This is a genomic window from Streptomyces sp. NPDC058671, from assembly GCF_042716475.1.
GTDB lineage: Bacteria > Actinomycetota > Actinomycetes > Streptomycetales > Streptomycetaceae > Streptomyces.
The window spans coordinates 54,837-74,834 of sequence record NZ_JBHXSA010000018.1 but is presented as its reverse complement, the minus strand read 5'-3'; the positions used below and the strand labels follow the sequence as shown (position 1 = coordinate 74,834).

Below are 19,998 nucleotides of genomic sequence, written 5' to 3'. Positions count from 1 at the left end.
GCAGACGGGTCGCCGATGAGGGCCACACCCCGCGGTACTAGGGTGACCGGCCCCGGAGATTCGTCCAGCCGTCCTCGGGGGAACGACTGGACGAATCTCCTCACATCTCGGACATCACACGCAGGAGTTGACGAGCATGACCGACCCGAACAAGCAGGAACCGCTCATCACCACCAAGGACATGCACGCCACCTCCGAGCCGGCGGTCGGCGCGATCACCGGGAAGATCACCGGCGGCAAGGAGGCGTCGATCACCACCAAGGACATGCACGCCACCTCGGAGCCGGCGGTCGACGCCATCACCGAGAAGATCACCGGCGGCCACGAGGAGACCATCACCACGATGGACATGCACGCCACGACGGAGCCGGCCAAGTAGACCATTCCCGACGGGGAACGGCCGCGGCGGCGACTTCGGGGGAGCCGCCGGGGCCGGCCGGGGAGGTCCGGTCGACGGGGGAGCGCACGGATTCGGGGGACACCCGACGGCACCAGGGGGGAGCCGTCCGGGCAGGGCCCGTGCGCAACGCGGTCGGACCACCGCGAAGAGGGGCCGGGCAGCTGCCCGGCCCCTCCTGCGTGCGTGGGTCACCGGGCGTAGGAGCCGAGGCCGACCAGGCAGTACACGTACTCGCTGACGACGGCGCCGTTCATGGTGTAGCGGTGCGAGAAGGCGTACTGGGTCTTGGGGTTGGAGTTGCAGTTGTCCATGTCCGAGGTGAACGGGAAGGTCTGGATCACCCGGTAGTGCGCGTCGGCCGCCGAGCAGGGGACCTCCTCGACGTCGTCGACCGTCTGCGCGGTCGTCGAGTCGGGCAGGGAGCCGTTGAGGCAGGTGCCCTTCTCATACGGGTCGGGCTCCTCTTCGGTCGGGGTGGAGGCGGGGCTGCGGGTGGGGTCGAGGTCGAGGGTGGGGAACGGCGAGTACGAGAAGGTCGGCACCGGGCCGGGTCCCCGGGAGCCGGCCGTGTCGTCGCCGTCGTCCAGGAGGGACAGGCCGCCGATGATCGCGCCGATGACGAGGAGGGGGACCAGACAGCCGAGGATCCCGGACTTCTTGGTCGGCTGCGCTCCGGCGACCGTGATGCGCAGGTACACGGTGCCCTCGCCGAGCCGGGCGGCGACGAGTTCGCCGTGGCGGCAGGGGCGGACGGTGAGGTGAGCGGTGCCGGTCGGCAGGTTGATCGGGATGATCACGCCCTGGGCCGCCTGCTGAGGGGTGAGGGTGAGGGGGATCTCTTGCGTCGACACCGGCTGCTCCTGAAGAGGGGAGGGGAGGTGCGGGACTGCCTGTATGACGTGTACACGGAGGGAGTTGGTTGCGTACACGGGCCCCGGAGGCACCCGGCGCCCCTCCCCTCAGCACCACGTCCGCGTCCCCTCGGCGCGTGCCCCGTCCGTGCCCGCAGTTCGCCGCCGCCCGGGCTCTCGTGCCCGCGCCGCACCTGGTCGCCCCGGGAACCCACCGCCGGAGCGCCGGACGGCGCTGTTCACCCGGTGGGGAGCCGGGCTTCAGGACGCGGTAGCCGAAGGGGTGGAGGAGGGGGTCGATGCGCCGGCCCCCGGGACCTCGCCCTCGGTGAAGGCGAAGCACTCCTTCACCCGGCCGACGGTCCCCGGGTGGGCCATCTTCACCTCGAAGGTCTTCGTCCCCCGGCGCTCGACCGTGACCGTCGTCTCGGCCCGGTCCACCCCTTCGTGTCCCGCCCCGTCGAACTGCACGACGACCCGGAACGTCTTCTCCTCCCACGCGTCCGAGGTGATCCGCACCGTGGCCGTGGTGTCCGCCTTGCGGGCGGGCCTGCCCTTGCGCTTCTTCTGCGCCGGCTCCACGCAGTCGACGACGGAGACCCAGACGTCCGCCGTCGGGGTGGCCGTCGGCGTGGGGCCGTACGTGTACTCGTCGGCGGCGGACCGGCCCGAGCCGTCCGCGCCGCTGTAGTCGTCGTTGCTCTTCTCGTCGCTGGAGCAGCCGCCGCCGGAGTCGTCGTCCGAGCGGCTCTTGCCGCTCTTGCTCTTGCCGCCGCCCCCACCGCTGCTGCTGCCGTGACCGGTCTGGAAGCCGGTCAGCGCGAGCACCACCACCGTGAGCGTCGCCGCCAGCTTCAGCCGTGTGCGTACCATCGCCGTTCCCCCGCGTCCCTGTCGTGTCCGCGCCACTCTAGCGATGCCCCGGGCCGCGTGGCGGGCCCCCCGCACCCGGCGTAGCGTCGGGAGCGAGAGCGCCGGACCGTCAAGGAGGGCCGCATCGATGCTTCGCAACGTCGTCGGCTCGGTCCTCGCTCTCGCCGGAGCGACGGCCGCCGTCTGGAGCCCCTTCCGTGCCTGGTACGACGGCCGTCACGGCCGCGACTACGCCCTCGGCGACCTGTTCACCGGCATCACGGGCGACTCGGCGGACCCGCTCGGCTCGATCCTGCTGCCCCTCGTCGTCGCCGCGCTCCTCACCCTCCTCGGGGTGGTGCTGCGCTCCCGTCTTCTCGTCGCCTTCGCCGGGATCGTCGTCCTCGGCTTCACGATCCTGTGGATGGTGCGCGTCGGGCAGGCCGAGGGCAGCCTGACGGTCGGCGGCGACGGCACGGGCCTCGGCGACGGCGTCGCCGGCGCCCTCGGCGGCGGGACCCTGCTGCTGATCGGCGCGCTCGTCATGTCCGGCAGGACCCGCGCGCGCCGGGTGGACGGGGAACCCCGGCACACCCGCCCCCCGCTCGACGAGCCGCCCCGGGACGGCAGCCCGGACGAGCCCCGCCGGCACCCGCAGACCTCGGCCCCGTACGCGGCGACCCAGACCTACGACGTACCGGCCTGGGACCCGGACCGCGAGAACCCGCCCCCGCGGCAGTAGGCCCGTCCGGACCTCACGGTGCGGCGGATCCCCGGCCGGTGGCCGTGCCCTTGACCGCGTCGAGGGCGTACACGCAGCGGTCCTTGCTGCACGCGTACACGACCCCGCCCTTCACCACCGGCGAGCCGGTGATCTCGCCGCCCGTCGCGAGCTTCCAGCGCAGCTGACCGCCCGTCGCGTCCAGGGTGTAGAGGACGTGGTCGGCCGAGCCGAAGTGCACCCGGCCGTCGGCGACGACCGGGGAGCCGACCAGATCGCCGCCCGCCGCGAACCGCCACCGGGGCGTGCCCGTGACCGCGTCGAGCGTGTACAGGGCGCTGCCGCTGCCGACGTGCACGTTGCCGTCGGCGACGAGCACCGGCTCCGCCGACTGGCGCGGCTCGGTCGCGATCCGCCAGCGGTCCTGCCCGGTGGTCGCGTCGATCGCGTACACCGTGCCGAGGTGGTCGGAGAGGTACACCCCGCCGCCCGTCACCGCCGGCCCCGGCGCGAACGCCGGCGGCGACAGGAAGACGGCCGGTGCCTCGAAGTGCCAGCGGACGTGCCCGGCGGCGATGTCGACGGACAGGACCCGGGTCCCGGCCGACACGTACACACAGCCGTCCTCGGCCGGGGCGACCCTGACCGGCACGTTCGCACAGGAGGCGGCGTCGCCGATCGGGTACGACCAGCGCTCCACCCCGGTACGGGCGTCGAGGGCCTGGAGCCGGGCGTCCCGCCACACGTACACGGTGTCGCCGTGCACGGAGGGCCCCGCCTCCGGGGTCTCGAAGTCGGTCTGGGCGCCGGTGATCTCCCACAGCTTGGCGCCGTTGGAGGCCTCCCAGCCCTGCACCCCGCCGCCGCGCGTGCCGGTGACGACCGTGCCCCGGTCGACCTGGAGCGAGTACACCCAGGCGTCCGTCCGCAGCCGCCAGCGCTCACTGCCGTCGGCCGCGTCGAGGGCGTACAGCGTGGGCCCGTCGGACGCGTGGATACGGCCCGAGGCGACGGCCATGGACCAGGCCACGTCCCGGGTCTTGAACTGGCGCCGGCCGCTGCCGGTGTCCAGGGCGTGCACCTCGAACGAGGTCACGTACAGCAGGTCACCGGCCACGACGGGGGTGCCCCACACGTCGTTCGACATCCGGAAGCGCCACGGCCGCCAGGGTCCGGGCTCGGCCGGCGGGGCTTGCTCGGAGCCCTGCGCGGGGACGTTCACCGGGCGGGCGCCGGGCGGCGGGCCGGGCTCCCCGGCGTACGGACCCGGGTCCGCGCCGTGCGGGCCGCCCCCGGGCGGACGGATCCAGCCGGTCGCCGGCCCGGCGTCGGCACCCCGGCCGACGGCGAGCGCGGCGCGGGTGTCGGCGACCCGGGGGCCGGGGCCGATCGGCACGGTCGCGCCCGGGAGGCGTACGGGACCGCCCGCGCCCTCGGCGGGCCCCGCGTGCCGGCCCCCGCCGACGGGCGCGGGCTCGCGGAAACGCGGGTCGCCGCCGCCGTCGGGCCCGCGCGGCGGGCGCGGCGGCATCGGCGGCGCGGTCGGGGCCGGGGCGGGACGACCGCCGCGGCGGGTCTCGATCATGGCGGTGGCGCTCTCCGGCAGCCAGGCCGACGCCGTACCGCTGTCGTCGCTGCCGGGGCCGAAGAGGTGCGGGGCGAGCTGCGCCTGGAGGTCGGCCGGGGTGGGCCGGCGGCTGACGTCCATCTGCATGCAGGACTCGATGAGGGGCCGCAGTTCCTCGGGCAGGCCCTCCAGGTCGGGGCCCTCGCGGAGCAGCATGAAGACGGTCTCGACCGGGTTGGCGCCGTGGAAGGGCGCGTGGCCGGTGGCGGCGAAGACCAGCATGGAGCCCAGCGAGAACACGTCGCTGGCGCCGGTCACGCTGCGCGAGTCACGGGCCTGCTCGGGCGACATGTAGGCCGGGGTGCCGACGGCGACGTTGGTCATGGTCAGGCGCGTGTTGGAGACGCCCGACGCGATGCCGAAGTCGATCACCCGGGGGCCGTCCTCGACGACGAGGACGTTGGAGGGCTTGAGGTCACGGTGGACCAGGCCCGCGCCGTGGATGGACTGCAGGGCCTCGGCGACGCCGGCGGCCAGCCAGCGCACGGCCTGGGCCGGGAGCGGTCCGCACTCGTTCACTATCTCTTCGAGCGAGGGCGCGGGGACGTAGGCGGTCGCCAGCCAGGGCACGGCGGCCCGGGGGTCGGCGTCCACGACGGCGGCCGTGTAGAAGCCGGAGACCGCCCGCGCGGCCTCCACCTCCCGGGTGAAGCGGACCCGGAACAGCTGGTCCTCCGCGAGCTCCGTGCGCACGGTCTTGATCGCCACGCGCCGGCCCGAGGCCGATCGCGCGAGATAGACCAGGCCCATCCCGCCCGCGCCGAGCCGGCCCAGCACCTCGAAGGGCCCGATACGTCTCGGGTCGTGCTGCGTCAGCTGCTCCACTTGCCTGCCACCTCCCCGTACGGGCCATGAGTACGGCCCCGTGGCCCTGATTCTTCCTGTCCGAGGGCCCGGTTGCGAACCCGGGGGCGGATCGGGGTGTCGCAGGTCATGGGGTGCGGCCCGGCGGGGGCCGGTACCGGCCCCCGGGAGCCGCCCGTACCGACCGGTTCGGTGACGGACGCGGCGGCTCGGCGCGCCGGCCCCGAAGGGGCGGGCGACCCGGCTCGGCGCGTCGGCTCGGGTTGCCGGCCCCTCAGCTCGTACCGGACGGCTTCGGTTCCGCGAGGACGGCGAAGCGGGCGCCCTGGTTGTCGTGGAGGACGGCGATGCGGCCGTGCGGGGTGTCGAAGGGCGGGGTGGTGACGCGGCCGCCGAGGCGGACGGTGGTGGCGCAGGCCTCGTCGCAGTCGTGGACGACGAAGTAGACGAGGACGTGGCCGGGCAGCTCGGCGGGGAAGTCGTCGGTGATGACGGCGCGGCCGCCGAAGGCGCTGTCGTCGCCGGGCCGGGAGCCGGGTGGCGACCAGACGCGGTAGTCGAAGCCGGCGTCCCTGCCCTCCTCCTCGGCGTCGGTCTGGCGGCCGAGGTAGCCGAAGACGGTGGCGTAGAAGGTGTCGACCGCGTCGGGACGGCGGGTGTACACCTCCATCCAGCAGAAGGAGCCCGGCTCGTTCGTGACCTCGAAGCCGTCGTCGTCACCCGCCTGCCGGAGCCCGAAGACGGCGCCGCCGGGGTCGGCGGCGAGGGCGAGGACGCCGAAGGGGCCGACGGGGTACGGCTCCATGACCATCTGTCCGCCGGCCGCCTTGATCCGGGTGGAGAGCGTGCCGGCGTCCCGGGTGGCGAGGTAGAGCGTCCAGGTGGTGGGCATGCGGCCGTCGCGCTTGGGGAGGAGCCCGGCGACGCGTCGTCCGCCGAGGAGGGCCTCGTCGCGGTCGGGGTCGAAGGTCCAGCCGAAGAGCTCGCCGTAGAAGCGCTTGCCGGCCTCCACGTCGGGAAGCTGTGCGTCCACCCAGCAGGGGGTGCCCTCAGTGCGTGCCGCCATGGTTCCACGCTAGGGCGGCGGGATCGGCCTCGCATGCCCCGACATGCGAACAAACAGGCGATTCATCCCACTGGAACCCTTGGCGCGCCCGGGTTGTCCACCGAAGTTGTCCACAGCCTGTTCATAAGCCTATTCGGGTACGGGGTGGGTGCGGGGCGGGGACGAAGGCTCCCGCGGCCACCCCGCCGACGCCACCACTCTGGCTTGAATCCGCCCCTCCACCCCGAGCCGGCCCGCGCCGGGACACGCGCGCCGACCTCGTAGAACACCCGTGGGACAGGGTCGCACCCCATTTGCAGTCGGCCGAATCGCGCCCCGACCCCCCCTCGGTAAGCTGACGGCATGACAGGACAAGTACGCACCGTCGACGGCCGCGTGGCCGGACGACGCGGTCAGGCGACGCGGCAGAAGCTGCTCGACTGCCTCGGTGAGATGCTCAGCTCCTCGCCCTACCGGGACGTCAAGGTCATCGATGTGGCCCGGAAGGCGGGTACTTCACCCGCGACGTTCTATCAGTACTTCCCGGACGTCGAGGGAGCGGTCCTCGAGATCGCGGAGGAAATGGCCAAGGAGGGCACCGGGTTGACCGAGCTGGTCTCCGGCCGCTCCTGGGTCGGGAAGGCCGGCTGGCAGACCTCCGAGGAACTGGTCGAAGGCTTCCTGGACTTCTGGCGGAAGCACGACGCGATCCTCCGGGTGGTGGACCTCGGCGCCGCGGAGGGCGACAAGCGGTTCTACAAGATCCGCATGAAGATCCTGAACTCGGTCACCAACTCCCTGACGGACGCGGTGAAGGAGCTCCAGGCCAAGGGCAAGGTCGACAAGGAGGTCAGCCCCGCCGCCATGGCGGGATCGCTCGTGGCGATGCTGGCCTCGGTCGCCGGGCACCAGAAGGGGTTCACGACCTGGGGCGTGAAGCAGGCCGAACTCAGGCCGAACCTGGCCCTGTTGGTGCATCTGGGCATCACCGGAAAGAGGCCGACCAGGTAGCCCCACTCCCTCCTTCCCCCGTCCTGTCGCCGACGCCGACGGCTGCCCGCCCCCACGGACCGCCGTCGGCGTCGCCGTGCACAGGGGGACCTGGTTCTGCTCGGCCGGAACGGTGGTGCCGGGCCGGAGCCGACGCTCCGACCGTCCGTCACCCACCGCACGACCGGCTCCCACCCCTCCCCGCCCCCTACCGTGGCCGCATGACCGACTTCCACCACGCCCTGCGCTCCCTGAAGGTCTGGGACACCGAACTGCCCTCCTTCGATCCCGCGGGCGCCCCGCCCTCGCCGCTGCCGCTCTTCCACGACTGGTTCACGTCGGCGGTCGCGGCCGGCCAGACCGAACCGCACACCCTCTCCCTGGCCACCGTCGACGAGGACGGGCTGCCGGACGTCCGTACGGTGATGCTGCACGGCGCCGACGCGCGCGGCTGGCACTTCGCCTCGCACGCCACCAGCGCCAAGGGCCGCCAGCTCGCCGCCCGCCCCGCGGCCGCCCTCGGCTTCTACTGGCCGGTCCAGGGCCGCCAGGTCCGGATCAGGGGCCACGTCACCACCGGCACCGCCGAGGAGGCGCACGAGGACCTCCACGCCCGCACCACCGGCGCCCTCGCCTCGGCGCTCGTCGGCCGGCAGAGCGAGGTCCTGGACTCCCCCGCGACCCTCGCGGAGGCGAGCGAGGCGGCCTGGCACCGGGCCGAGACGGAACCCGACGCCCCGGCCCCCACCTGGACCCTGTACGTCGTGGAACCGGCCGAGGTGGAGTTCTTCCAGGGCGACGGCAGGCGCCGCCACCTCCGCCTCCGCTACCGCCGCGACCCGGTGTCCGCGGCCGGCTGGCTGCGCGAGCTGCTCTGGCCGTGAGGGCGCACCATGGAAGTGGAGGTGGGTGAACCATGGCAACGTACATGGACGTGCACCGGGGCATGACGGGCATCACGGCCGAGCAGTTGAACGAGGCGCACCAGGCCGATCTCGCCGTCGAGAAGGACGAGGGAGTGCACTTCGAGAGGGCGTGGGCCGACCCGGAGTCGGGAACGGTCTACTGCCTGTCGCACGGCCCGTCGGCCGAGGCGGTCCAGCGGGTCCACGCCCGCACGGGCCACTCCGCCGACGAGATCCACGAGGTGTCCCTCATGGTCTGAGGAGCGGGCCGGGTACGGGGCGGAGCCCTCACGGGGCATCCCCCGCCCCGTACATCTCCTCGATCTCGCGGGCGAAGTCCCGCAGCACCGCGCGCCGCCGGAGCTTGAGCGACGGTGTCAGATGTCCGGAACTCTCGGTGAACTCGGCGGTCAGGACGCGGAAGGCGCGGATCGACTCCGCCCGCGAGACCAGCCGGTTGGCGTCGTCCACCGCGCGCTGGACCACGGCGAGCAGCTCCTCGTCCCGGGTCAGCTCCCACAGGGCCAGATGGTCCTTGCGCCGCATCCGCCGCCAGTGGGTCAGCCCTTCGTGGTCGAGGGTGACGAGGGCGGTGATGTACGGGCGGTCGTCGCCGAGGACCACGCACTGGGCGATCAGCGGATGGGCCCGCAGCCGGTCCTCCAGGGGGGCGGGAGCGACGTTCTTGCCGGCCGAGGTGATGAGCAGGTCCTTCTTGCGGCCGGTGATCCGCAGATAGCCGTCGGCGTCCAGTGAGCCGAGGTCGCCGGTGGGGAACCAGCCGTCGTCGGTGTACGGCACGGCCGCTCCGCGCCGGGCGTCCCAGTACCCGGCGAAGACGTGGCCGCCCTTGAGCCAGACCTCGCCGTCGTCGGCGATCCGCACGGCCGTGCCGGGCAGGGGCCAGCCGACGGTCCCGGTGCGGGGCCGCAGGGGCGGGGTGACCGTGGAGGCCGCCGTGGTCTCCGTCAGGCCGTACCCCTCGAAGACCTCGACGCCCGCGCCCGCGTAGAACTCGGCGAGCGGCGCGCCGAGCGGGGAGCCGCCGCAGATCACGTACGCGAGCCTGCCGCCGAGCGCGGCCCGGATGCGCCGGTAGACGAGCGGGTCGTACAGCGCCCGTGCCGCACGCAGGGAGAGCGAGGGGGCCGCTGTCCTGCCGTAGCGGCGGGCGACGGTGGCGGCCCGGTCGAACGCGGCGGCCCTCCCGCCGCGTTCGGCGGTGGCGCGGGCGCTGTTGTAGACCTTCTCCAGGACGTAGGGGATGGCGAGGAGGAACGTGGGGCGGAAGCCCGCGAGGTCGTCGAGGAGTTCCGGTCCCTCGACCGTGGGGGCGTGGCCGACGCGGACCCGGGCCCGGACGCAGCCGACGGCGACCATCCGTCCGAAGACGTGGGAGAGCGGCAGGAAGAGCAGGGTGGCGGCGGGTTCCTCGCTGTCGGCGACGAAGACGGGGTGGAGGAGCCGGACGGCGTTGTCGACCTCGGCGAAGAAGTTGGCGTGGGTGAGGGCGCAGCCCTTGGGGCGGCCGGTGGTGCCCGAGGTGTAGACCAGGGTGGCGAGGGTCTCGGGGGTGAGCAGTCCCCGGCGGGCGGTGACGGCCTCGTCGGCGACCCTGGCCCCGGCGCGGCGGAGCTGGTCGACGGCGCCGGTGCCGAGGACCCACAGGTGGGCGAGGCCGGGCAGCTGCCGTCGTTCGGCGGAGACGAGCCGGGCCTGTTCGGGGTCCTCGACGACGCAGGCGGCGGCGCCGGAGTCCTGGAGGATCCACCGGGTCTGGAACGCGGAGGAGGTCGGGTAGACGGGGACGGTGACGAGTCCGGCGGCCCACGCGGCGAAGTCGAGGAGGGTCCACTCGTAGGTGGTGCGGGCCATGAGGGCGAGCCGGTCGCCGGGGCGCAGGCCCTGGGCGACGAGCCCCTTGGCGACGGAGTGGACCTCGGCGGCGAAGGCGGAGGCGGTGACGTCGCGCCACTCCCCCTGCGGTCCCTTGCGGGAGAAGAGGACGGCTCCCGGTTCCTGGCGGGCGTTGTCATACGGCAGGTCGGCGAGGGACCCCCGGCGGACCGGCGGGGCGAGGGCGGGAACGGAGACCTCCCGCACCCCCCCGTCGACCAGGGTCTTGCGCGGTTCGACGGGTTCGCTCTCGGACGGGGCGTGGACGACGGACACGTGCGGCTCCTCGGTCTGCGCGATGAACTGAGGTCGTACGTAGGTGCGTTGTCTGCTTCACGTGAGTGACTAGCCGGTAACCTTACTGCGCGGTAAGGCCCTGGGGGGAGAGCGGCGCCGGTATGCGGAGGCCCGCCCACGGAGTCCGGCTCACCGCCTGGGAGACCACCGCTCGCTCCTCATCAGGTTCCCGAGCCCGGACCACGCGAAGTTCATCAGCGTCGCGGCCGCCTCCCGGGCCGTCACCCCCGGCGTCTCGTTCGCCCAGCCGGCCAGTGACTCGGCCGAACCGACGAGCGCCTGCGCGAGCGCGGCCACGTCCCGGTCCGCGATGGCGGCGGCGCCCCGCGCCTCCCGTGCCGCCTCGCCGATCAGACCGGCCACGAACGCCGTGATCCCGTCCCGCATCCGGGCCGCCTCCCCGGCGAACGGCTCCCCCTGCGTCCGCGCCTGCCTGCTGAGCACCGCCCAGGAGTCGGGGTGCTCGGCGGCGTACGTGAAGAAGGCGAGGAGCCCCGCCCACAGCCGCTCGTCGGGCGGCGCGCTCCGGTCGACGACCGCCTCGGCGACCACGGTCAGCAGCGCCTGCGCCTCCCGCCGGATCACGGCGGTGAAGAGCTCCTCCTTGGAGTGCAGATAGAGGTACACCAGCGGTTTGGAGACTCCGGCGAGTTCGGCGATGTCGTCCATGGACGCCGTCTGGTACCCGTGCCGCGCGAAGCACCGCACCGCCGCGTCCAGCATCTGCCGCTCCCGCACGGCCCTCGGCAACCGCCGCGCCTTCGCACCGCCGGCCATGGCGCCCCACCCCTGCTTCCAAGATCCACTGGATGCCCCGCCAAAGCGTACGTGCCCCCTGCCCGGACGGGGCAGGGGGCACGTGGGCCGTCGGACGCGCGGGGCGTGTCAGGCCGGGACCGGCACCGAGACCTTCTGCTCGGCCTCGCGGCTGTCGGCCAGGTCGTCGATCGGGGACGACGAGGCGTTCTCGTAGGCGGTGAGGTCCAGGATCTTCTCGCGGGCGGAGACGATCACGGGGACCAGCGCCTGGCCTGCAACATTCGTAGCCGTCCTCATCATGTCCAGGATCGGGTCGATCGCCATCAGCAGGCCGACGCCCTCCAGCGGGAGGCCGAGGGTGGAGAGGGTCAGGGTCAGCATGACCGTCGCGCCGGTGAGGCCGGCGGTGGCCGCCGAGCCGATGACGGAGACGAAGGCGATGAGCAGGTAGTCACCGATGCCGAGCTGCACGTCGAAGATCTGCGCGATGAAGATCGCGGCGAGCGCCGGGTAGATCGCGGCGCAGCCGTCCATCTTGGTGGTGGCGCCGAACGGGACGGCGAAGGAGGCGTACTCCTTCGGGACGCCGAGGCGCTCGGTGACCTTCTGGGTGACCGGCATGGTGCCGACGGAGGAGCGGGAGACGAAGGCCAGCTGGATGGCCGGCCAGGCGCCCTTGTAGAACTGGATCGGGTTGACCTTGGCGACCGTGGCGAGCAGCAGCGGGTAGACGCCGAACATGACCAGGGCGCAGCCGATGTAGACGTCGGCGGTGAAGGTCGCGTACTTGCCGATCAGGTCCCAGCCGTAGTCGGCGATGGCGAAGCCGATGAGGCCGACGGTGCCGAGCGGGGCGAGACGGATGACCCACCACAGGGCCTTCTGGAGGAGTTCCAGGACCGACTCGGAGAAGGTGAGGATCGGCTTGGCCCGGTCGCCGAGCTTGAGGGCGGCGATGCCGGCGACGGCGGCCATGAAGACGATCTGGAGGACGTTCAGCTCGGTGAAGGGCGTGATGACGTCCGTCGGGATGATGCCGGTGAGGAAGTCGATCCAGGAGCCCTCGCGCTTCGGCAGCTTGCCGTCCTGCGGGGTGAGGCCGGTGCCGGCGCCCGGGTTGGTGATCAGGCCGATGGCGAGGCCGATGGCGACCGCGATCAGCGAGGTGATCATGAACCAGAGCAGGGTGCGGGTGGCGAGCCTGGCGGCGTTGTTCACCTTCCGCAGGTTGGTGATCGAGACCAGGATCGCGAAGAAGACGAGCGGGGCGACGGCCAGCTTTAGCAGCTGGACGAAGATGTCACCGATCTGGCCGAGGGTCTCCTTCAGCCAGGAGACGTCCTGGCTGCGGGCGATCCAGCCGAGCAGGGCGCCGAGGACGAGACCGGCGATGATCTGGGCCCAGAAGGGGACCTTCGGTATGCGCGAGGAAGCCGGGGACTTCTTCTCGTCGGGCGTGGTCGCGGACGCGGACACAGACACACTCCACAGGTGCGTATCGGGCAATACGGGGACGGGGGTGCGGCACACACGCGTTTTCACGCGGGCCGCTGCATGATGCCGGGTCAGAGCGCGCGGCAACAGACCGCGGACATACAGCGGCAGAGGTCGACATGCAGGCGCGCCACGAGCGGGGTGCTCGCGGCGTCGGAGAGGCGCACTGCTGTCGTCATGCCGAACACGTTAACACTTGAACTTTGAGAACCTCAAAGCCCTTCTTTGGGGTGTGCGGGCGGCCCGGTGCCTCCGAAACGCAGAACGCCCGGGCCAGGAGCCTGGGAAGCTCCCGCCCGGGGCGGACGGTCTGTGATGTTGCTTACGCGGCCCTCGCGGGTTACAGCGCGTCCTCCTGGGACCGGTTCGCCGCGAGGCGGTCCTTGGCGCGGTCGACCTTCGCCGCCACCTCGGCGCTCGCCTCGTCCCGCACCTTGCGCAGGAGGACGAAGCTCAGCGGGGCGGAGATGACGAGGGACAGCATGAGGACCCAGAGCAGGTTCGAGTCGCCGAGACCGCGCGGCAGCGCACCGACGTAGACGAGACCCCACAGGGCGAGGAAGCATCCGGCGAAGATGCCGAGACGCATCAGCGTGTAGCGGAGCATGTCAGCCCACTCTTCCGTTCCGATGTTTCCGGGAAGCGCCCGGGATCCCTACAGGGCCCGGGCCCCTCCAGTGAAGCACGGGACACCGGCACACCCCGGCCCGGGCCTCTTGAGCGCCCATTCGGTAATAGATACGATTCATATATGACCCTTACGTTCGAGATGGACCCGGCGGTCGACCGCGCCCTGCGCGACGGCGTGCTCTCCCTCTGGGCCGACGTCTCCAACGCCGGCGGCTCGGTCGGCTTCGTCCCTCCCGTCACTCCCGACGACATCCGCCCCGTGCTGCTCAAACACCTCATCGGGATGACCGAGGGCGGCACCCGCCTGCTCGTCGGCCGCGACGAGCACGGCGAGGTCGCCGCCACCGCCTTCTTCACCTTCAACACCCACCAGCTGATGACCCACTGGGTGTGGCTCTACACGGTGATGGTCCACCCCCGCCACCAGGGCAGGGGATACGGCCGCGACCTCATGGCGGCGGTCGAGCACACCGCCCGTACCGCCGAGGGCTTCGAGGCGATCGAGGCCATCCGGCTGACCTGCCGGGGCGGCACGGGCGTCGACGCCTTCTACGCCAAGGCCGGCTACAAGGAGGTCGGCCGCGTCCCCGACGCGATCCGGGTCGCCCCCGGCGACGACCGCGACGACATCGTCATGCTGCTGCCCCTGAACTGACCCGACCGGACCGGGCACAGGATGTCGGGTCCGCACCCCGCACCCCTTCCTACGGTGAAGGCACGGAAGAGGAAGGACGGACCACGTGCTGGAGCGGCTCAACCAGGCACTCGACCACATCGAGGAGCGTCTCGACGGCGACCTCGACCCGGCCGAGCTCGCCAGGATCGCCACGACCTCCGAGTACCACCTGAGGCGTCTGTTCTCGGCGCTCGCCGGGATGCCCCTGTCGGAGTACGTCCGCCGCAGGCGGCTCACCGTCGCGGGCGCCGAGGTGCTCGCCGGGGAGCGGACGCTCCTGGAGATCGCGGTCCGGTACGGCTACGGCTCCGGGGAGGCCTTCGCCCGCGCGTTCCGCTCGGTGCACGGGGTCGGCCCCGGGGAGGCCCGCCGTACCGGAGCGGCGCTGCGCTCCCAGCCGCGGATGTCCTTCCGCCTCGTCGTCGAAGGGAACAGCACCATGCGGTACAGGATCGTGGAGAAGGAAGCCTTCAGGATCATCGGGCGCGGGACCCGGGTCCCCCTGGTCCACGAGGGGGAGAACCCGGCGATCGCCGCGCACATCAGGTCCATCGGCCAGGAGGCCCTCGCGCGGCTCGCCCGCCTCTCGGACGGCCGGCCCGAGGGGGTCGTCTCGGCGGTCACGCACCTCACGGAGAGCCGGGAGGAGGGCGCCGAGCTCGACTACTGGCACGGGGCCGTCAGCAGCGCCGAGGTCCCGGAGGAGTTCGACGCGCTCGACGTGCCGTCCGGCACCTGGGCGGTCTTCGAGAACGAGGGCGCGTACCCGAAGGCGCTCCAGTACCTGTGGCGGGACGTCTTCACCCAGTGGTTCCCGTCCAACCCGTACGCGAGCCGGCCGGGACCCGAACTGCTCGCCGTACGGCCCTCGGCGGACTGGACGACGGCACACGCGGAACTCTGGATCCCGGTGGAGCCCACCGGGACATGAGAAGAGGGCCCGGCGGGGATCTCCCCCACCGGGCCCTCCGTCCGTACGCGCGTCAGACCCGCATCGCCTGCGGCGACTCCCGCAGCTCCGTGTCCGGGCCCGGGTACTCGCGGATGATCTCGTACCGGGTGTTCCGCTCGACCGGTCGGAAGCCCGCGTCCCGGATGAGTTCGAGCAGGTCCTCGCGGCCCAGCTTGTTCGGCGTGCCGTAGTTGTCGGCGTCGTGCGTGATCTTGTACTCGACGACCGAGCCGTCCATGTCGTCGGCGCCGTGCTGGAGCGCGAGCTGCGCCGTCTGGACGCCGTGCATGACCCAGAAGACCTTGACGTGCGGCACGTTGTCGAAGAGCAGCCGGGAGACCGCGAAGGTCTTCAGCGCCTCGGCGCCGGTCGCCATCGTCGTGCGCGCCTGGAGCCTGTTGCGGACCTTGCCGTCCTGCATGTCCACGAAGTCGTGCTGGTAGCGCAGCGGGATGAAGACCTGGAAGCCGCCGGTCTCGTCCTGGAGCTCACGCAGCCTGAGCACGTGGTCGACGCGGTGCCGGGGCTCCTCGATGTGCCCGTACAGCATGGTCGACGGGGTCTTGAGCCCCTTCTCGTGGGCGAGGCGGTGGATCCGGGACCAGTCCTCCCAGTGGGTGCGGTGGTCCACGATGTGCTGGCGGACCTCCCAGTCGAAGATCTCGGCGCCGCCGCCGGTCAGCGACTCGAGACCGGCTTCGATCAGCTCGTCGAGGATGTCGGACGCGGACATCCCGGAGATCGTCTCGAAGTGGTGGATCTCGGTGGCGGTGAAGGCCTTGAGGGAGACGTTCGGCAGGGCCTTCTTCAGCTCGGAGAGCGAGCGCGGGTAGTACCGCCACGGCAGGTTGGGGTGGAGGCCGTTGACGATGTGCAGCTCGGTGAGGTTCTCGTTCTCCATCGCCTTCGCGAGGCGCACGGCCTCCTCGATGCGCATGGTGTACGCGTCCTTCTCGCCCGGCTTGCGCTGGAAGGAGCAGTAGGCGCAGGAGGCGGTGCAGACGTTGGTCATGTTCAGATGCCGGTTGACATTGAAGTGCACCACGTCGCCGTTCTTGCGGGTCCGGACCTCGTGGGCCAGACCGCCGAGCCAGGCGAGATCGTCGGACTCGTACAGGGCGATGCCGTCCTCACGGCTCAGCCGTTCACCGTCCCGGACCTTCTGCTCAAGGTCGCGCTTGAGTCCCGCGTCCATGTACGGCCGCCTCCCTTTATCTTCGAAACAAGCCCTGCCAACCGTACTCCCCCGCCCTGGTCAGCCCTCCTCGGGCAGCTCCCCGACCCGGTTCTCCCACTTCGTGGAGAGCACGATCGTCGTGCGGGTGCGGGAGACGCCCTTGGTGCCGCTGAGGCGGCGGATCGTCTTCTCCAGGCCGTCGACGTCGTTGGCGCGCACCTTGAGCATGAAGGAGTCGTCGCCGGCGATGAACCAGCAGTCCTCGATCTCGGCGAGGTCCTTGAGCCGGCGGGCCACGTCCTCGTGGTCGGCGGCGTCGGAGAGGGAGATGCCGATGAGGGCGGTGACGCCGAGGCCGAGCGAGGCGGCGTCGACGGTGGCGCGGTAACCGGTGATGACTCCGGCCGCCTCGAGGCGGTTGATGCGGTCGGTGACGGAGGGGCCGGAGAGCCCGACGAGCCGGCCGAGCTCGGCGTACGAGGCACGACCGTTCTCGCGCAGAGCCTGGATGAGCTGCCTGTCCACGGCGTCCATAGGTACGAAGCCTTCCATTGTCCAGCGATACCGCAAGTTTAGGTATAGAATCTAAGGTACACAGGGGTCGACACCCTGTGAATCTTTCAACAGATCTCAGACGATCTTTCAGGAGTGGTGCTCACCGTGTACACGATCGAGATGGCCTACGCCCGTATGCGCGAGCTGCAGGACCTGGCCAACCGCTCGCGTGCCCACCAGCCGACCGCCGCGTCGAAGCGTGCCGAGAAGAAGCACGCCGAGAAGCGCTGATCAGACCGGGCGGGTCGCTCCACCGAGCTCTCCCTCCCAACGGCGGTACAGCCGGTGCGGCACCCCTGCCGCGTCCAGCACCCGCCCGGCGACGAAGTCCACCAGATCCTGGATGTGCGTCGCCCCCGCGTAGAACGCCGGAGAGGCGGGCAGCACCACCGCGCCCGCCTCGTCGAGCGCCACCATGTGCCTGAGCGTCTGCCCGTTCAGGGGGGTCTCCCGCACGGCGACCACGAGCGGCCGCCGCTCCTTCAGCGTCACGCTCGCGACCCGCTGCAGCAGGTCCTTCGACAGCCCGAGGGCCACTCCCGCCACCGCCGCGGTCGAGGCCGGCACCACGAGCATCCCCTTCGCCGGGTACGAACCCGAGGACGGTCCCGCGGCCAGGTCACCGGCCGCCCAGTACCGCACCCCGCCCGCGTCGACCGCGAAGGTGTCCGGCTTGCCGTCGGCGCCGCGCGCCAGCCACGTCTCCAGGTCCTCGCGCCAGTGCGCGTCCCGGAAGGCGATCCCCGTCTCGTCGAGCAGCGTGAGCCGCGAGGCCCGCGACACGACGAGGTCGACGCTCTCCCCCGCGGCGAGCAGCCCCCTCAGTACGGCGGCGGCGTACGGCGTACCCGACGCCCCGGAGACCCCCACGATCCAGGGGGTGCGCCTGCCGTCGTCGCCGCGGCCTTCGTCCATGCCGTCGTCCATGCCGTCGAGCCTATCCATCATCGGGCCGGGGCTACGGGGTGAGCCCGCGGACCAGCAGGTCGAGGAGGGCGCACACGAAGAGGCTGATCCCGATGAAGCCGTTCGTCGTGAAGAAGGCCCGGTTCAGCCGGGACAGGTCGTGCGGCTTCACGATCGAGTGCTCGTAGACGAACGCGGCCGCCACGACCACCAGACCGGTCCAGAAGAAGACACCGGCGCCGGTCGCGAGCGCGTACCAGACGAGCAGGCCCGTGGTGACGACCGCGGAGGCGCGGGCGCCCCACAGCGCGGCCGGGATCCCGAAGCGCGCCGGGACGGACAGCACGCCGTGAGCGCGGTCCGCCTGCACGTCCTGACAGGCGAAGATCAGGTCGAAGCCGCCGATCCAGACACCCACCGCGAGGCCCAGGATGACCGCGTCCCAGGACCACTCGCCGGTCACGGCGATCCAGGCGCCGATCGGGCCCATGGCCTGGGCGAGCCCCAGGATGGCGTGCGGGAAGTTCGTGAACCGCTTGCCGTACGGATAGACGACCATCGGGACGACGGCGAGCGGGGCGAGCGCCAGACAGAGCGGGTTGAGCAGGGCCGCGGCGCCGAGGAAGACGACGACGGCGATCCCGGCCCCGGTCCACGCCGAGCGGACGGACACCGCACCGGTCACCAGCTCGCGGTTCGCGGTCCGCGGATTGCGCGCGTCGATCTCGCGGTCGATGATCCGGTTGCAGGCCATGGCGAAGGTCCGCAGCCCCACCATGCAGACGGTGACGAGCAGCAGCGTCCACCAGTGGATGTTCCGGTCGAGCTGGAACATCGCGGTGAGCGAGGCGGTGTACGCGAAGGGCAGCGCGAAGACCGAGTGCTCGATCATCACGAGCCGCAGGAAGGCCTTGGTGCGTCCCGGCTGGGCGCCGGGCACGGCCGCGGTCGTCACAGTCCGTACTCCTTCCAGCGGCGGTCCACGAGGGCGGCCGTCGCCGGGTCCGACTCGACCATGTCCGGCCAGCCGCCGTCCCGGGTGTAGCCCTCCTCGGGAAGCTTCCTCGTGGCGTCGATGCCCGCCTTGCCGCCCCAGAACTGCTGGTAGGAGGCGTGGTCGAGGTGGTCGACCGGGCCCTCGACGACCGTGAGGTCACGGGAGTAGTCGGTGTTCCCGAGGGCCCGCCAGGACACCTCGTGGAGGTCGTGGACGTCGCAGTCCTTGTCGACCACGATGATCAGCTTGGTCAGCGACATCATGTGCGCGCCCCAGATGGCGTGCATGACCTTCTGGGCGTGCTTCGGGTACTTCTTGTCGATCGAGACGATCGCGCAGTTGTGGAAGCCGCCCGACTCCGGCAGGTGGTAGTCGACGATGTCCGGCACGATGATCTTGAGGAGCGGCAGGAAGAAACGCTCCGTCGCACGGCCGAGCGGACCGTCCTCGGTCGGCGGCCGGCCGACGACGATCGACTGGAGCAGCGGACGCTTCCGCATCGTCACGCAGTCGATCCTCAGCGCCGGGAAGGGCTCCTGCGGGGTGTAGAAGCCGGTGTGGTCGCCGAAGGGCCCCTCCGGCAGCATCTCCCCCGGCTCCAGCCAGCCCTCGACGACGACCTCGGCGTTCGCCGGGACCTGGAGCGGGACGGTCTTGCAGTCGACCATCTCGACCCGCTTGCCCTGCACGAAGCCGGCGAAGAGGTATTCGTCGATGTCACCCGGCAGCGGGGCCGTCGAGGCGTACGTCACGGCCGGCGGGCAGCCGAAGGCGATCGCGACCGGCAGCCGCTCGCCCCGCTCCGCCGCGACCGCGTAGTGGTTGCGGCTGTCCTTGTGGATCTGCCAGTGCATGCCGATGGTGCGCTTGTCGTGCCGCTGGAGGCGGTAGAGACCCAGGTTCCGCACGCCGGTCTCCGGGTGCTTGGTGTGGGTGAGACCCAGGTTGAAGAAGGACCCGCCGTCCTTCGGCCAGGTGAAGAGCGCGGGCAGCGCGTCGAGATCGACGTCGTCCCCGGTGAGGACGACCTCCTGCACGGGCGCGTCGTCCGCCTTCACCTTCTTCGGCGGCACGTGGACCATCGAACCCAGCTTGCCGAACGCCTCCCGGACGCCGACGAAGCCCTGCGGCAGCTCGGGCTTGAGCAGCCCGCCGATCTTCTCGCTGATCTCGCCGTACGACTTCAGGCCGAGCGCCTTGAGCAGCCGGCGGTCCGTCCCGAAGACGTTCATCGCGAGCGGCATCGAGGAGCCCTTGACGTTCTCGAAGAGAAGCGCCGGGCCTCCCGCCTTGTTCACCCGGTCGACGATCTCCCCGACCTCCAGGTACGGGTCGACTTCGGCCTTGATGCGCTTGAGGTCGCCATCACGCTCAAGCGCCCTGAGCAGCGAGCGGAGATCGTCGTAAGCCATACGGGCAAGTATCGGTCACCGGCTACCCTGGACCTGTCACCGGGGCCGCCGT

General features: G+C 71.7%; 21 protein-coding genes. 8 read left to right on the top strand and 13 right to left on the bottom strand.

Annotation, left to right across the window (positions count from 1 at the left end; translation table 11 throughout):
- The first annotated feature begins 136 nt into the window (after positions 1 to 136).
- Positions 137 to 379: a hypothetical protein gene (locus ACFWV2_RS22490; protein WP_360793726.1), complete on the top strand. Its 243-nt coding sequence runs from the start codon at positions 137 to 139 to the stop codon at positions 377 to 379.
- Between the two features lie 209 nt (positions 380 to 588).
- On the opposite strand, the gene ACFWV2_RS22485 is transcribed toward ACFWV2_RS22490, so the two are convergent.
- Together ACFWV2_RS22485 and ACFWV2_RS22480 are read right to left on the bottom strand one after the other, a co-directional pair.
- On the bottom strand, positions 589 to 1,251 hold the full coding sequence (locus ACFWV2_RS22485) for a hypothetical protein (protein ID WP_384406977.1): 663 nt from the start codon (positions 1,249 to 1,251) through the stop codon (positions 589 to 591).
- 261 nt (positions 1,252 to 1,512) lie between these two features.
- Positions 1,513 to 2,124: a hypothetical protein gene (locus ACFWV2_RS22480; RefSeq protein ID WP_384406975.1), complete on the bottom strand. Its 612-nt coding sequence runs from the start codon at positions 2,122 to 2,124 to the stop codon at positions 1,513 to 1,515.
- Positions 2,125 to 2,251: 127 nt separating this feature from the next.
- On the opposite strand from ACFWV2_RS22480, the gene ACFWV2_RS22475 reads away from it, so the two are divergent.
- Positions 2,252 to 2,845, top strand: coding sequence for a hypothetical protein (locus ACFWV2_RS22475; RefSeq protein WP_384406973.1), 594 nt, complete (start codon positions 2,252 to 2,254; stop codon positions 2,843 to 2,845).
- A 13-nt stretch (positions 2,846 to 2,858) separates the two neighbouring features.
- On the opposite strand, the gene ACFWV2_RS22470 is transcribed toward ACFWV2_RS22475, so the two are convergent.
- Both ACFWV2_RS22470 and ACFWV2_RS22465 read right to left on the bottom strand, forming a co-directional pair.
- On the bottom strand, positions 2,859 to 5,276 hold the full coding sequence (locus ACFWV2_RS22470) for a PQQ-binding-like beta-propeller repeat protein (RefSeq protein WP_384406971.1): 2,418 nt from the start codon (positions 5,274 to 5,276) through the stop codon (positions 2,859 to 2,861).
- A gap of 253 nt (positions 5,277 to 5,529) precedes the next feature.
- Positions 5,530 to 6,321, bottom strand: coding sequence for a VOC family protein (locus tag ACFWV2_RS22465; RefSeq protein WP_384406969.1), 792 nt, complete (start codon positions 6,319 to 6,321; stop codon positions 5,530 to 5,532).
- Positions 6,322 to 6,663: 342 nt separating this feature from the next.
- On the opposite strand from ACFWV2_RS22465, the gene ACFWV2_RS22460 reads away from it, so the two are divergent.
- The 3 genes from ACFWV2_RS22460 (at position 6,664) to ACFWV2_RS22450 (ending at position 8,455) form a co-directional block, all read left to right on the top strand.
- Entirely contained in the window at positions 6,664 to 7,311 is a 648-nt protein-coding gene (locus ACFWV2_RS22460; RefSeq protein WP_384406967.1) for a TetR family transcriptional regulator, read from the top strand.
- Between the two features lie 200 nt (positions 7,312 to 7,511).
- Entirely contained in the window at positions 7,512 to 8,174 is a 663-nt protein-coding gene (locus ACFWV2_RS22455; protein WP_384406965.1) for a pyridoxal 5'-phosphate synthase, read from the top strand.
- A 32-nt stretch (positions 8,175 to 8,206) separates the two neighbouring features.
- Complete coding sequence (locus ACFWV2_RS22450; RefSeq protein ID WP_384406963.1) at positions 8,207 to 8,455, top strand: SCO4226 family nickel-binding protein; 249 nt, start codon at positions 8,207 to 8,209, stop codon at positions 8,453 to 8,455.
- Positions 8,456 to 8,483: 28 nt separating this feature from the next.
- Here ACFWV2_RS22450 and ACFWV2_RS22445 read toward each other — a convergent pair whose 3' ends face one another.
- From ACFWV2_RS22445 to ACFWV2_RS22430, 4 genes are all read right to left on the bottom strand, one after another.
- Entirely contained in the window at positions 8,484 to 10,367 is a 1,884-nt protein-coding gene (locus tag ACFWV2_RS22445; protein WP_384406961.1) for an AMP-dependent synthetase/ligase, read from the bottom strand.
- Positions 10,368 to 10,517: 150 nt separating this feature from the next.
- Positions 10,518 to 11,165, bottom strand: coding sequence for a TetR/AcrR family transcriptional regulator (locus tag ACFWV2_RS22440; RefSeq protein WP_384406959.1), 648 nt, complete (start codon positions 11,163 to 11,165; stop codon positions 10,518 to 10,520).
- A gap of 108 nt (positions 11,166 to 11,273) precedes the next feature.
- A complete protein-coding gene (locus ACFWV2_RS22435; protein WP_384406957.1) occupies positions 11,274 to 12,623 on the bottom strand; it encodes a dicarboxylate/amino acid:cation symporter in 1,350 nt (449 codons plus the stop codon).
- 358 nt (positions 12,624 to 12,981) lie between these two features.
- Positions 12,982 to 13,248, bottom strand: a complete 267-nt coding sequence (locus ACFWV2_RS22430) for a DUF4229 domain-containing protein (protein WP_360793703.1) — start codon at positions 13,246 to 13,248, stop codon at positions 12,982 to 12,984.
- Positions 13,249 to 13,392: 144 nt separating this feature from the next.
- On the opposite strand from ACFWV2_RS22430, the gene ACFWV2_RS22425 reads away from it, so the two are divergent.
- Both ACFWV2_RS22425 and ACFWV2_RS22420 read left to right on the top strand, forming a co-directional pair.
- Positions 13,393 to 13,926 carry a GNAT family N-acetyltransferase gene (locus tag ACFWV2_RS22425; protein ID WP_384406955.1) on the top strand — a complete coding sequence of 178 codons (534 nt, stop codon included), beginning with the start codon at positions 13,393 to 13,395 and terminating at the stop codon, positions 13,924 to 13,926.
- 85 nt (positions 13,927 to 14,011) lie between these two features.
- A complete protein-coding gene (locus ACFWV2_RS22420) occupies positions 14,012 to 14,878 on the top strand; it encodes a GyrI-like domain-containing protein (RefSeq protein ID WP_384406954.1) in 867 nt (288 codons plus the stop codon).
- Positions 14,879 to 14,930: 52 nt separating this feature from the next.
- Here the strand turns inward: ACFWV2_RS22420 and mqnE are convergent, their stop codons facing one another.
- Entirely contained in the window at positions 14,931 to 16,094 is a 1,164-nt protein-coding gene (mqnE, locus tag ACFWV2_RS22415) for an aminofutalosine synthase MqnE (RefSeq protein ID WP_360793697.1), read from the bottom strand.
- Between the two features lie 60 nt (positions 16,095 to 16,154).
- Positions 16,155 to 16,610 (bottom strand): Lrp/AsnC family transcriptional regulator, encoded by a 456-nt coding sequence (locus ACFWV2_RS22410; protein WP_017241016.1) that lies wholly within the window; start codon positions 16,608 to 16,610, stop codon positions 16,155 to 16,157.
- Between the two features lie 114 nt (positions 16,611 to 16,724).
- Between ACFWV2_RS22410 and ACFWV2_RS22405 the strand changes: the two genes are divergently transcribed.
- On the top strand, positions 16,725 to 16,862 hold the full coding sequence (locus ACFWV2_RS22405) for a hypothetical protein (protein WP_360793695.1): 138 nt from the start codon (positions 16,725 to 16,727) through the stop codon (positions 16,860 to 16,862).
- On the opposite strand, the gene ACFWV2_RS22400 is transcribed toward ACFWV2_RS22405, so the two are convergent.
- The 3 genes from ACFWV2_RS22400 to ACFWV2_RS22390 are packed head-to-tail and all read right to left on the bottom strand — an operon-like array spanning position 16,863 to position 19,946.
- On the bottom strand, positions 16,863 to 17,576 hold the full coding sequence (locus ACFWV2_RS22400; RefSeq protein ID WP_384407134.1) for a UbiX family flavin prenyltransferase: 714 nt from the start codon (positions 17,574 to 17,576) through the stop codon (positions 16,863 to 16,865).
- A 13-nt stretch (positions 17,577 to 17,589) separates the two neighbouring features.
- Positions 17,590 to 18,492 carry a menaquinone biosynthesis prenyltransferase MqnP gene (gene mqnP, locus ACFWV2_RS22395; RefSeq protein ID WP_384406951.1) on the bottom strand — a complete coding sequence of 301 codons (903 nt, stop codon included), beginning with the start codon at positions 18,490 to 18,492 and terminating at the stop codon, positions 17,590 to 17,592.
- Entirely contained in the window at positions 18,489 to 19,946 is a 1,458-nt protein-coding gene (locus tag ACFWV2_RS22390; RefSeq protein ID WP_384406949.1) for a menaquinone biosynthesis decarboxylase, read from the bottom strand. Before ACFWV2_RS22390 ends, mqnP begins: the two co-directional genes overlap by 4 nt.
- Positions 19,947 to 19,998: the final 52 nt, after the last annotated feature.

What these genes read in the sequence shown, in the direction of transcription:
- ACFWV2_RS22450 (WP_384406963.1), top strand. Translation starts at nt 8,207, where the DNA reads ATGGCAACGTACATGGACGTGCACCGGGGCATGACGGGCATCACGGCC.
- ACFWV2_RS22410 (WP_017241016.1), bottom strand. Translation starts at nt 16,610, where the DNA reads ATGGACGCCGTGGACAGGCAGCTCATCCAGGCTCTGCGCGAGAACGGT.
- ACFWV2_RS22425 (WP_384406955.1), top strand. Translation starts at nt 13,393, where the DNA reads ATGACCCTTACGTTCGAGATGGACCCGGCGGTCGACCGCGCCCTGCGC.
- mqnE (WP_360793697.1), bottom strand. Translation starts at nt 16,094, where the DNA reads ATGGACGCGGGACTCAAGCGCGACCTTGAGCAGAAGGTCCGGGACGGT.
- ACFWV2_RS22400 (WP_384407134.1), bottom strand. Translation starts at nt 17,576, where the DNA reads ATGGATAGGCTCGACGGCATGGACGACGGCATGGACGAAGGCCGCGGC.
- ACFWV2_RS22455 (WP_384406965.1), top strand. Translation starts at nt 7,512, where the DNA reads ATGACCGACTTCCACCACGCCCTGCGCTCCCTGAAGGTCTGGGACACC.
- ACFWV2_RS22480 (WP_384406975.1), bottom strand. Translation starts at nt 2,124, where the DNA reads ATGGTACGCACACGGCTGAAGCTGGCGGCGACGCTCACGGTGGTGGTG.
- ACFWV2_RS22460 (WP_384406967.1), top strand. Translation starts at nt 6,664, where the DNA reads ATGACAGGACAAGTACGCACCGTCGACGGCCGCGTGGCCGGACGACGC.
- ACFWV2_RS22390 (WP_384406949.1), bottom strand. Translation starts at nt 19,946, where the DNA reads ATGGCTTACGACGATCTCCGCTCGCTGCTCAGGGCGCTTGAGCGTGAT.
- ACFWV2_RS22440 (WP_384406959.1), bottom strand. Translation starts at nt 11,165, where the DNA reads ATGGCCGGCGGTGCGAAGGCGCGGCGGTTGCCGAGGGCCGTGCGGGAG.
- ACFWV2_RS22430 (WP_360793703.1), bottom strand. Translation starts at nt 13,248, where the DNA reads ATGCTCCGCTACACGCTGATGCGTCTCGGCATCTTCGCCGGATGCTTC.
- ACFWV2_RS22490 (WP_360793726.1), top strand. Translation starts at nt 137, where the DNA reads ATGACCGACCCGAACAAGCAGGAACCGCTCATCACCACCAAGGACATG.
- ACFWV2_RS22465 (WP_384406969.1), bottom strand. Translation starts at nt 6,321, where the DNA reads ATGGCGGCACGCACTGAGGGCACCCCCTGCTGGGTGGACGCACAGCTT.
- ACFWV2_RS22475 (WP_384406973.1), top strand. Translation starts at nt 2,252, where the DNA reads ATGCTTCGCAACGTCGTCGGCTCGGTCCTCGCTCTCGCCGGAGCGACG.